This window comes from Kitasatospora putterlickiae, assembly GCF_039527695.1.
GTDB classification, from domain to species: Bacteria; Actinomycetota; Actinomycetes; order Streptomycetales; family Streptomycetaceae; genus Kitasatospora; species Kitasatospora putterlickiae.
This window is the reverse complement of the sequence record NZ_BAAAKJ010000260.1, coordinates 1055-12614: the sequence shown is the minus strand read 5'-3', so window position 1 is coordinate 12614 and position 11560 is coordinate 1055. Positions and strand designations below refer to the sequence as shown.

10 protein-coding genes are annotated in these 11560 nt (G+C 69.1%); 7 read left to right on the top strand and 3 right to left on the bottom strand.

Going from position 1 to position 11560, the window contains the following annotated elements; translation table 11 throughout:
* Together ABD308_RS26580 and ABD308_RS26575 are read right to left on the bottom strand one after the other, a co-directional pair.
* Positions 1-764: NAD-dependent epimerase/dehydratase family protein (locus tag ABD308_RS26580; RefSeq protein ID WP_344339379.1), on the bottom strand; the 764-nt coding region annotated here is incomplete at its 3' end.
* A 42-nt stretch (positions 765-806) separates the two neighbouring features.
* A complete protein-coding gene (locus ABD308_RS26575; RefSeq protein WP_344339377.1) occupies positions 807-1436 on the bottom strand; it encodes a dTDP-4-dehydrorhamnose 3,5-epimerase family protein in 630 nt (209 codons plus the stop codon).
* Positions 1437-1909: 473 nt separating this feature from the next.
* Between ABD308_RS26575 and ABD308_RS26570 the strand changes: the two genes are divergently transcribed.
* The 6 genes from ABD308_RS26570 to ABD308_RS26545 all read left to right on the top strand — a co-directional run bounded on the left by ABD308_RS26570 (position 1910) and on the right by ABD308_RS26545 (position 9620).
* Positions 1910-2719: a class I SAM-dependent methyltransferase gene (locus ABD308_RS26570; RefSeq protein WP_344339375.1), complete on the top strand. Its 810-nt coding sequence runs from the start codon at positions 1910-1912 to the stop codon at positions 2717-2719.
* A 677-nt stretch (positions 2720-3396) separates the two neighbouring features.
* Positions 3397-6261 (top strand): helix-turn-helix transcriptional regulator, encoded by a 2865-nt coding sequence (locus ABD308_RS26565; RefSeq protein WP_344339489.1) that lies wholly within the window; start codon positions 3397-3399, stop codon positions 6259-6261.
* Positions 6262-6436: 175 nt separating this feature from the next.
* Entirely contained in the window at positions 6437-7264 is an 828-nt protein-coding gene (locus ABD308_RS26560) for an AfsR/SARP family transcriptional regulator (RefSeq protein ID WP_344339372.1), read from the top strand.
* A gap of 474 nt (positions 7265-7738) precedes the next feature.
* Complete coding sequence (locus ABD308_RS26555; RefSeq protein ID WP_344339370.1) at positions 7739-8035, top strand: DUF6342 family protein; 297 nt, start codon at positions 7739-7741, stop codon at positions 8033-8035.
* A 150-nt stretch (positions 8036-8185) separates the two neighbouring features.
* Positions 8186-8485: a DUF6342 family protein gene (locus tag ABD308_RS26550; RefSeq protein ID WP_344339368.1), complete on the top strand. Its 300-nt coding sequence runs from the start codon at positions 8186-8188 to the stop codon at positions 8483-8485.
* Positions 8486-8537: 52 nt separating this feature from the next.
* Positions 8538-9620 (top strand): IS630 family transposase, encoded by a 1083-nt coding sequence (locus ABD308_RS26545; RefSeq protein ID WP_344339487.1) that lies wholly within the window; start codon positions 8538-8540, stop codon positions 9618-9620.
* A 157-nt stretch (positions 9621-9777) separates the two neighbouring features.
* On the opposite strand, the gene ABD308_RS26540 is transcribed toward ABD308_RS26545, so the two are convergent.
* Positions 9778-10584: an exodeoxyribonuclease III gene (locus ABD308_RS26540; protein WP_344339365.1), complete on the bottom strand. Its 807-nt coding sequence runs from the start codon at positions 10582-10584 to the stop codon at positions 9778-9780.
* 273 nt (positions 10585-10857) lie between these two features.
* On the opposite strand from ABD308_RS26540, the gene ABD308_RS26535 reads away from it, so the two are divergent.
* Positions 10858-11560 (top strand): GntR family transcriptional regulator (locus ABD308_RS26535; RefSeq protein ID WP_344339362.1); only part of this gene is annotated, 703 nt, incomplete at its 3' end.

Sequence of the window (11560 nt, the reverse complement as noted above, 5' to 3'; positions counted from 1 at the left end):
ATCCGCGCGGCGACCAGGTCGGCGAGGGTGCGGAACACCTCGCCGAGCCGCGCGGGCCGGCCCGTCCCCACCAGCCACTGGCCGCCGCTGAGGGCCTCGGGCGCCTGCATCGCGGCGACGAAGGCGCGCGCGGTGTCCGTGACGTGCACCAGGTCCCGTTCGACGGTGCCGTCGTGCCACATGGTGATCGGCTCGTCCGCGAAGGCCTTGCGGGCCATCGCGGCGACCACACCGCGTCCGGTCGAACCGGTGAGCGGAGTGCGCCCGTAGATCGTGGCCGGACGGAGCGCGATCCCGCGTACCGCGCCGTCCCGCGTCGCCTCCGCGAGCAGCTCCTCGGCCGCGATCTTCTGCCGCACGTAGTCGTTGCGCGGCAGCTCGGGGGAGGCCGCTGCCTGGACGGTGCTGGCGAACACGACGACCGGCGGTCGTCCGCGCACCGAGCGCACGAGGGTGTCGAGCAGGCCCGTGCTCAGCAGCTCGGAGTCGCTGCCCGGTGCGCGCCACGAGCGTTCGTCGGAGAGGTGGGCCGCCAGGTGGATGACGGCGTCCGCGCCGTCGACAGCCTCTCGCACCGCCCGCGGGGCGGTGAGGTCCGCGAGGCGGACCTCGGCCGCCGGAAGCCGGAGCCTGTGCTCACGGGAGACGAGTCGAAGGCGCACCGGCAGGCGCGACAGCTCCGCGGTGACCGCGGCGCCGAGGAAGCCGGATGCGCCGAGTACCGCTACGAGCGGCCGCTTCTCGGTCGATGGCACCGCGGTCACCCCTCTCCGTCCGTGCGGAACGAACCCTCGTCTGGCCGGCGTTCAGAGATCAAGATTCCGTCCTCGCCTGTTCTCGCCCGCCGGTGCGGCCGGTGCCGCGAGAGGGCCCGTGTAGTGGGGGAGTATCCCGGCGGCCGCCGCCTCCCGGAGAGCCGGCGCGGCCCTGTCCTTGTCCGAGATGATCGGTTCCTCGTCGAGGGTCCACGGCAGGGCGAGTCCGGGGTCCAACGGGTTCACGTCGATCTGGCTGCCCGGGACGAACTGCTCCGCGCACAGGTAGTTGATCGTGGTGTCCTCGGCGAGCGTCTGGTAGGCGTGTCCGAGACCGTCGACGAGGAACACCAGCTCGCCGGAGTCCGCGGTCAGGGGCGTGGTGTCGAACGCGCCGAAGGTCGGCGACCCCACGCGCAGATCGACCACGACATCGAGTACCGCGCCGCGCACGCAGCTGATCAGCTTGGCTTCACCGGAGCCCGTCCTCGTGCCGTGCACGCCGCGGATCACCCCGCGCCTGCTGACCGAGACGTTGCCCTGGCGGACCCGGAAGGGAAAGCCGGTCGCGCGGGCGAGTTCCTCGGTCCGGAAGGCCTCGAAGAAACATCCCCGGCGGTCACGGAGTTTGTCCGGGATGATGCGAAACGCACCCGCTATCGCCATCTCCTTGATCTCCACCGGCCGGCCGCCTCCTGTTCGTCGACGGGTGCGCGCGTCATGAGCTGGAAAATACTGGTCACCCGTACTCCGGTATTCTGCTGGAGGGGGAGTACGACGTCATCCCCTATCATTCGGGGTTGCGTCGCGGATTCACCGACGGAATGCGGCGCCGGCCGTGCTCGGGGCCGGGAAGGAAGGTCGCGTCAAAAACCTCGCCGATATCCCCGGGGCGACTCCGCGGGACCTTTGTGGACGGATGAATTCCGGAACCGGCGCCGCCGCTGGCCGAACCCATGGAGGCTCGGCGCCGTGATCGTGTCCGGCACCCTCTTCACGTCGATTCCCGGGCTGCGGCCGGCGGTGCCCTCCGGCGGGATCGTCCACCGCGACGGCGCGCTCCTCGGGGCCCGCGCAAGCCGCCGGGTCGTCCGGTGAGCAGCCGGAACGCCGCCGGATTGACTAGTGGGCAAGTGCCCACTAGGTTCCCTGTCATGACGAACTGGAAGACTGGCGGCGAACTCCACCAGCAGCGCCGCGTGGCCGAGAACTACGGCGTGGACGCCGAGCGCTACGACCGGACCAGGCCGCGCTATCCGGAAGCCCTGGTGGAGCGCATGATGAGGTCGTGTCCGGGAGTTGAGCTCCTGGACGTCGGCGCGGGTACGGGAATCGAGGCGCGCCAGTTCCAGGCCGCCGGGTGCACGGTGCTCGGCGTGGAGCCGGACGCGCGGATGGCGGAGTTCGCGCGGACCCGGGGCACCGACGTGGAAGTCGCGCGGTTCGAGGAGTGGGACCCGGCGGGACGTCGGTTCGACGGGGTGATCTCGGGTCAGGCGTGGCACTGGGTGGACCCGGTGGTGGGTGCGGAGAAGGCGGCATCGGTGTTGCGTCCCGGGGGGCGGCTGGCCGCCTTCTGGAACGTCGCCGAACCCCCCGCGGAGGTGCGCGACGCCTTCCGTGAGGTCTACGTCGATCTGGTGCCCGACGCCCTGGTCACCCGCGCCTACAGCATGCCGGCGCCCCCGCCGAACACCTCCCCGCTGCTGGCCAAGACCATCGACGGGATGCGCGCGGCCGGGGTGTTCGACGAGCCCGAGCAGTGGCAGGTCGAGTGGGAGTACGTCTACAGCAAGGCCGAATGGCTGGACCAGCTGCCCACCCAGGGGGACCACGCCCAGTTCCCGCCCGAGAAGCTGGAGCAGGTGCTGGCGAGGGTCGGCGCCGTCATCGACGCCATGGGCGGGAGCTTCTCCATGAAGTACACCGCCGTCGTGGCATCCGCGAGGCTGGCCGCGTCCTGACGGAGGGTCACCGCCCGCCGGTCGGCGGGTCTCGGCTTCGGGCCGGGACCGTCGGGTGAGAAGCGGGTTGCTTTGAGGGCTGGGTCCGGCGCTGCCGGGCCCGGCCTTCAGTGCGTGGCGGGGGCCTCGGATCCCGCCTCCGACCGCGGCCTCTCGACCCGGCGTGATCACGATGTCCCGGCCGCTGCGCGGCGAGCCCGTCCCCATGGCCTCCGCGCCACGTCGGCTTCGCCGACAGCCCGGCGATTCCATCGCCGATGCGCTTCCCGCCGCTCGTCGTTCCTACGCGTCGCGGTCAGCGGTCCCCGGTCGGCGCCATGTTGACAATGCTGCGCAATCGCAACAAGACTGTGACCGCGCCGCCATGGCGCATTGACGTGCAGTTCGGCCGCAAACGCTACAGCTCGAGATCTTGGAATTGTGATCGTTTTGGGTCGGATCTCCACCGGATATGCGTGCGGGCGGCAAACGGCCGCCGTGCCGGTGGCGGTGGACCACGGCGACACGGGCCTGGTGCCGGGCGTGCCAGGGGTGCCGTTGGAACGCCGATCGAGGGGGCGACGGGGTGAGTGCCGGGAGCGCGACGAGTAGGGAGGCGAGGGCCGGGACGTCATCCACGACCTGCAGCCACAAGCCGAGGCTCTAGTACTCAGGAGTAACGGGGGACCGGGGGCGTGATGTTCGGAAACGCCGGAAAGAGCACTGGGAAAACCATTCGACATGCCGAACTCGAACTGCTGATCGCCACCCTGGACCAAGTATTCTCCGATGGACGCGGACAATTGGTGGAACTGATAGGTGAGCCCGGCGTGGGCAAGACCCATCTGTTATCGGCGTTGACGAGCGAGGCGGCGGGCAGACAGGTCACGACCCTGCACGCCAGGTGCATCAATTCAGAACGGGCGGAACACTTCGACCCGTTCCTGCTGGCGCTGGTCGCCCAGGGGGTTCCTCTGGGGCAACTGATCGACACGGTCAAAGCGTCCCGCCAGGGGCCGTGCGACAGCCCCTTCGGCAGTCTGCATCTGCGGTGCGGCTTCGAGGCGCTGAAGAGGGAGATCACGCGACAGGCCGCGCACGGCACACTGCTCCTGGTCCTGGACGACTTCCACCATGCCGACGCGCACTCCATCGGCCTGGTCGAGCACCTCGTCCTCGCCCCGATTCCCAACGTGCTGATGGTGATCGCCCACCGCACTCGTCAGGCCTCGGCCCGGCTCAGGGACGCACTGGCCCACGGCACCGGTCTGGGCACCGTGCGGAGCATCCAACTGGACGCGGTGAACCTCGACCAGGCGGCCGAACTCCTGAGCCGGCCTCAAGGGGACCGCGTCCTGAGCGAGTTGTACCGGGCGAGTGACGGAGTGCCCGCGTACCTGCTGGAACTCGCGCGCATCCGGTCCAACGGTGAGACCACGGGAGCCATGGCGTCCGGCTGGCAGTGGAGCGCGCTGATGAGCGAACTCACCACACTGGGCCCCGAGGAGTCGGCGGTCCTCTCCGCCGCCGCCGTCTTCGGCGACCTGTTCGACCTGGAAGCGCTCGGCCATCTCTGCGGGTTCACGCCCGAGCAGGTCAGAGGCGCGGTCGGCACCCTGATGCGGGCTGATCTGATCCGCTCGGTCGACCGCCCGCCCGCCTACTCCCTGCGCCACCCGGTCGTCCGGTCGATGCTCTACGCGCGCTCCGACCCTGCCTGGCGCATCGCGGCCCACCGCAAGGCACTCCATCTGCTGACCACTCGCGGCGCGCCCGTGGAGGCGCAGACGGCCCATGTGGAAAGCCTGCTCGGCCAGTCCGATCCGGGCGACATACCGCTGTTCGTGCGCGCCGCCGAGGAGGCCATCGCCGCCTACCCGTCGTCCGCGGTCCGGTGGATGCGAGCAGCGCTGCGCCTGTCCTCGCTCTCCCCGCACGAACGCCACTCACGCCTGGACCTGTCGTACACGCTGGCCAGGAGTCTGATCGCGGTGGACCGCGTGGCCGAAGCCCGGGACGCGCTGCGGGAGGCGCTCCTCACGGCGCCACCCGGGCCGGCCTCGGGCCGCGTGCGGGCGGAGGTGTTGTGCGCGCAACTGGACTGGCTGCTGGGGAACCGCGCGGAGGCGCAGAGCCTGCTCGAAGGGGAGCTGCTCACCGCGAAGGGGAGCACGGCGGACGGCGCGGTCACCCTGGCCCTCACCCGTCAGCTGCTGGTGGGCGGTCTGCAGGGCGATGACCGGGCCATCCGTGAGGTCGCGCGATGTGTCCGCCTCATGCGCGACCTGCGCGACCCCGTCGGCGAGGCGGGGGCCCTCGCGCTCCTCGCCACGTACGAGGCGAGCGTCGGCGACTCCCGGGCCGCGCGCGCGACGCTCGGCGCCTGCACGGCGATCGTCGACCAGCACGCGGACCGCGAACTCGTCGACGCGATCGAGTATCTGGCCTTGCTCGGATGGGCGCAGTGCGGCGTCGAGCAGTACACCGAAGCCCGGCGGCAGCTCCAGCGGGCCGAGTCCCTCGCCCGCGGTGCCCGGCGCCGTCACTTCCTGCCGTTCATCCTCATCGGGCTGGGCAAGACGCATCTGGCCATCGGCCCTCTGGAACAGGCGCGGCAGTCGACGGACGAAGGGCTCAGGCTGGCCCGTGAAATGGGGTCCCCGCACCTGACCGCACTCGCCATCGCGCTTCAGTCGGCTTGCGTGACGGCCGCCGAGCCGGGAGACGCGCAGGCCCTGCGGCTCGCCGAGACCGCTACGGCCACGCTGCCCGTGGACGAGCCCTTGTGGCGCGCCGACTGCGCGATGTCGCTGGCCGGCGCCGCGATCGAGAGCGGCGATCCGCTGCGCGGCACGGCTCTGATCCTGGACATCGGCGGCGGCCCGGACCTCTCGGCGCTGCCCAGGGTCAATCACCCGGACTGCTTCGAGCTGCTCACCAGGGCGTCCCTGCGGGCCGGCGACGTCCTGGAGGCGGACCGGTGGGCCGCCCGAGCGGTGTACGCCGCCGACTCCACCGGACTGGCTTCCCACCATGCGACCGCGCTGGCCGCCCGCGCGCACGTGCTCACCACGCAACGGCAGATGGCGATGGCGCTGCACTTCTACCGCAACGCCGCCGAGCTGTTCTCCAGCGTGTCCCTGACCAGGGCGCAGGCTCAGATGCTCGTCTCGGCGGCCCCCTGCGCGCTGGCGTTGGACATGTTCCGGGAGACCGCCTCGATGCTCGCGCTCAGCAAGGAGCTCGCCCGCCGGACCGGTGCGTCGGCAATCGGCCGCAGGGCCGCGGAGCAGCAGCTCATGATGGAGGGCGTCGGCGGCCGGACCGAGAGCGGCCGGGACCCGGACCCGCTGCTCTCCGTCCTCACGACCCGGGAATACGAAATCGCGAGCATCGCGTCGGAGGGGAAACGGACGAAGGAGATAGCGCAGCAGCTGAATCTGAGTGCCCGAACGATCGAGACCCACCTTTCCCATGTCTACCGGAAACTCGGCGTCAGTTCGAGGGCGGCGCTCGCCAGCAAGATGGCTCAGTCCACACGGCTCGGGCGCAGCGCGCGTTGACACACATTCATAGACGGACGGTCGGACTCCGGATGCGTGGTTCTGATGCGGATCAGACTTGTTGTGACAGAACCCGCAGAACCGCGCGCATCCAGCCGTGATGGCAACTGATCTACGTAGTTTCCCTGATGCGGGTCCCTCGGCAATCATGCGAAGATGACCATGCCATGTCACTGTGCTGGGCGTCGGCAAATGGGCAGAGCGGCTTCAGGGGGAATGCGTGAAGTATCATATCCTGGGCAGTCTCCGGGTGGTCGACGGCGATGATGTCGTATTCATCAACGCCGCAAAGGTCAAAACCCTGCTGGCACTCCTGCTCATACGGGCGAACCAGGTTGTTCCCTTCGATCACATCGTGTCCGAACTCTGGGGGGAAAGTCCTCCGCGCCGGGCCAGTGCGGCGGTTCATGTCTACGTGTCCCAGTTGCGAAAGCTGCTGAGGAGTCCGGGCTGTCCGAAAGGACCGATCATCACCCGGGCGCCGGGCTATCTCTTACAGGTGAACCCGGACGACTTCGACCTGAAGATCTTCATGGGGCTGGTCGAACAGGGCAGGGTCAGCAAGCGCGAGCAGCAGGATCAGAAGGTGATCGAGCTGGCCCGGAAGGCGCTCGACCTGTGGCGCGAGCCCGTACTGGTCGACCTGCGCGAGAGTCCGGCCGTGGCCCGGTTCTCGACCTGGCTGGAAGAACTCCGCATCGAATTCATCGAGATGATGATCGACTCGCACCTCGCGTTGGGCCGGGATCGTGAATCGGTGAGCTACCTCTATTCGCTGCTGCAGGACTATCCACTGCACGAGACCTTCTACCGCCAGCTGATGATCGCGCTGAACAACAGCGGCAGGGCCGGCGAGGCCCTACAGGTCTACCGGTCGGCGCGGGAAACCCTGCGGAACGAACTGGGGCTGGAGCCCGGACAGGTGCTCCAGGACCTCCGCTGGCACATCCTGTGTGAGAACGGGAGCCCCCGACCGAGGCTGACCGCGTCCCACAGCAACTGAGCTTCCACGCGGCAGAACGTCCTCCACCAGGGCGAAGCGGGCGTCCCGGGACGGGCCGCACGCGACGGCTCTTCTCCGCGTGCGGCGTCCGGGCCCTGCGGGCACTCCGCCTGCCGCCCACGCCCGCGCCACGCCCGCGCCCGCAGCCCGATCAGGGCCGGTGCGGGCACCGTCGTGCCGCGAACCTCCCGCGCCCGCCTGTGATCAGCAGCGGCGGCCGCCCCGGCAACGGCGCCACCCTGTGTAGCCGGGTGGAGGAGGGTGCCTGGACTGCCGGACAAAATCGGTCAGCGCTCATTCATTTTTGGGCAGTATCAGAAATTTACGAACGGACGTGCTGATTCCGAAGTTGAACTGTGTAGGTTCTCGATCGGTTCGCGTAGCCAAGTACCCCACACGGCACTGAAGTTGCTTCCACTGGAGCGCGGGTGTGCCCTCACAAGCGCCCCGCAGGACTGAAAGGGGAGGGTCTCCATGCCCGACATCGACCTCGGCGAGGCGGACGACTGGCAGGACGGCGACTACCACGGCCGCGTCAAGCTGACGCAGAGCCGGGGCCAGTCGAACCCGGCGAAGAAGGACGTGCTCGTCGGCTCGCCGGTGAGCATCGAGCTGTCGGTGAACACGAACGAGTCCGTCAGCCAGGAAACCGACAAGATCTACTTCACGACCCACCACGGCAGCACGAAGAAGGTCGTCGCGGTGCTGGACTCCGACGGCAACCTGTCCATCGCGGGCAAGGTGTTCACCAACCAGGGCAACCTGACCTGACCGGGACGCGGCCCCGGCCGCTCCCGTGCGCACCGGCGCCGTGCGCGCCCGCACCGGGTGGGGGGAAGCGCCCATCCGGCCATGACCTTGTTTCCACTGGAGTGCGGGAGCGCCTTCGGCGGCTTCCGCGGATCGTAGGGGAGGACCTCCATGCCCAACGTCGACCTCGGCGTGGCGTCGGATGTGAAGAGCGGCGACTACAACGGCCGGATCAAGCTGACACAGAACCGCGTTGACCCGCACCCGGCGAAGAAGGACGTGGTCATCAGCGGCCCGGAGAGCATCGAGCTGTCGGTGAACACGAACCTGAGCAGCAGTCAGGAAGCCGACAAGATCTACTTCACGACCCACCACGGCAGCACGAAGCATCTCGTCGCGGTGCTGGACTCCAACGGCAACCTGAGCCTCGCCGGCCGGCTGATCACGGAGCAGAAGAACCTGACCTACTAGTGTCCTGCGCCTGAAATTCGCTTCATATCTGTAGCCTGTGCGTATGGCGCGCATGGGTCGGCCGATGGCCGAGTTGACCTTGACCGACGACGAGCGGGAGACACTGGTCCGTTGGTCGCGGCGGGCGAAGTCGTCGCAGGCGCTGGCTCTGCGGTGTCGGATCGTGCTCGGCTGCGCGGAGGGGAAGACGAACCAGGAGGTCGCCGCCGAGCTCGGCATCTGGCCGCAGACGGTCGGCAAGTGGCGGCGGCGTTTCCTGGAGCGCCGCCTTGAGGGGCTCGCGGACGAGCAACGCCCCGGCGCTCCACGGAAGATCAGCGACGAGCGGATCGAGGAGATCGTCGTCGCCACTCTGGAGCGGACCCCCAAGGACGCCACCCACTGGTCGCGGGCGTCGATGGCCGCCGCGACGGGACTGTCGAAGTCCACGGTCGGCCGCGTCTGGCAGGCCTTCGGCCTCAAGCCGCACCTGGTCGACACTTTCAAGCTGTCGAAGGACCCGCAGTTCATCGACAAGGTCCGCGACGTGGTCGGGCTCTACCTGGACCCGCCGGAACGCGCCCTGGTCCTGTGCGTCGACGAGAAGTCCCAGATCCAGGCGCTCGACCGCTCCGCCCCGGTACTGCCGATGATGCCGGGCATGCCCGAGCGCCGCACCCACGACTACCTGCGCAACGGCGTCACCACCCTGTTCGCCGCCCTCGACGTGGCCAGCGGCGAGGTCATCGGCTCCCTCCACCGCCGCCACCGCGCGGCCGAGTTCAAGAAGTTCCTCGCCAAGCTCGACAAGGAAGTGCCCGCCGACCTGGACGTGCACCTGATCTGTGACAACTACGCCACTCACAAGACCGCGGCGATCCAGAAGTGGCTGGCCGGCCACCCCCGGTTCCACCTGCACTTCACCCCGACCAGCTCATCCTGGCTCAACCAGGTCGAACGGTGGTTCGCACTGCTGACGGACAAGCAACTGCGACGCGGCGTCCACAAGTCCGTCCAGGCCCTGGAGAAGGACATCAGGGCCTGGATCAAGACCTGGAACGAGAACCCCCGCCCGTTCACCTGGACCAAGACCGCCGACGAAATCCTCGAACGACTCGCCTCATATCTTGAACGAATTCCTGGCGCAGGACACTAGTGTTTGTTGTGTTTATCGCACTGTGTGCCAGCGGGGAATAGAGGGAATCGGGGATGGGTGCTGTTCTCGACGTGTCGGTTCTATTGGGGATCTGGTGCGGAGCAACCTGACAGTCAGGCTGCCGAGGGATGCGAGAGGTAGCCCATTTTTCTGACGCTCAGTCAGTTTCCAGGTCGTAGACCACGGTCACGGGGGCGTGGTCGCTCCACCGTTCGGCGTGGGTGGCGGCGCGTTCGACGTAGGCCTCGACCGCCTTGGCGGCGATGCCTGGCGTTGCACAATGCAGGTCGATTCGCCAGCCGGAGTCGTTGTCGAAGGCGCGGCCGCGGTAGGACCACCAGGAGTAGGGGCCGGTGCGGTCGGGGTGGAGGCGGCGGACGACGTCGACGTAGCCGGCCTCGTCGTAGACGCGGGAGAGCCAGGCGCGTTCCTCGGGGAGGAAGCCGGCGGACTTCTGGTTGGCCTTCCAGTTCTTGAGGTCCTCGGGGCGGTGGGCGATGTTCCAGTCGCCGCAGACGACGACCTCGCGGCCTTCGGCGGCGGCGCGGGTGCGGAGCTTGTGGAGGTGGACGAGGAACTCCGCCATGAAGCGTTCCTTCTCGTCCTGGCGTTCGGTGCCGACCTCGCCGGAGGGGAGGTAGAGGCTGGCGACGGTCAGGCCCGGAAGGTCGATTTCGACATACCTGCCCGAATTGTCGAATTCCGCCGATTCGAAGCCGATGACCGTGCGGCTCGGCTCCGTGCGGGAGAGGATCGCGACGCCGGCCCGGCCCTTGGCGGCGGCCGGGGCCCACACCGTGTGCCAGCCGTCCAGGTCGCGCAGCTCGACCGGTAGCTGCTCGGGTTCGGAGCGCACCTCCTGCAGGCAGATCACGTCCGCCTCGGTGGCGGCCAGCCATTCGATGAAGCCCTTCTTGGCCGCCGCCCGGATTCCGTTCACGTTCACACTCGTCACCACGATCACTCGGGCAGCCTACCCACTGCCGTGCCGGGGCCGTGTCACGACGCGTCCGCTTGCGGAGCTGACGTGAACGCATCATGAAACTGTGCGGGAGTACCGCCGCGCCACGCCATTGGTCTTGACCATCTCCCGATTCAGCCCCTAGGGTCACTTACTGCAAGGACCTTTAATAAAGAAGGACGGAAAAAGCCCGCTCTCCCACCTGCCGCAACAGCGGACAGCGGGCCGGGATCCGCCCTCTTTCAGCAGGGCGGACGTCACAGGGTGGAGGACACGGTGGGAACGACAGGACAGCTCACGGCGGTACCGGAACCGAAGTACTGGCACCTGCGCACGGTGCTGCTCCGCGCCATCGACACGGAGTTCTCCACCGGCCAGATCCTGCCGAACGAGCGCGAGCTCGCCGCTCGCTTCGGCGTGGCCCGGGCCACCCTGCGGCAGGCGCTCGACCAGCTGGAGCTGGAGGGCCGCCTGGTCCGCCGGCGCGGCATCGGCACCCTGATCGCGGCCCCCCGGGTCGGTGTCCCGGTGAACCGGCAGGAGGAGGGCTGGCCCGGTGCCGCCCGCAGCCAGGCCTGGCGCACCGTCGACTGCGCCACCGCCCCGGCCGCCCGGCGGCTGGCCGAGGCGCTCGGGGTCGCGGAGGGCGCCCCCGTGCACACCGTGCGCCGGGTGCGCCTCGTGCAGGGCCGGGCCGTGGCCACCGAGTCGCTGCACGTGCCCGCCGCCGCGCTCCCGCACCTGCCCGGCTTCCGTGCCGAGAGCGACCGCGCCCGTTCGGTGCTGCGGCAGCTGGAGCGGCTGGAGGTCGACGGCGAGTCCCGCTCCGTGGAGCTGGGCGTCGCCGAGGCCGAGCAGGCCGCCCTGCTGGAGCGCCCGCCCGGCTCGCCGGTGCTCGTGATGACCACTCAGTACGCCGCCGCGGGCCGGCTGGTCGCGCTCTCCGTCTCCACCTACCGCGCGGACACCTGCAAGCTGA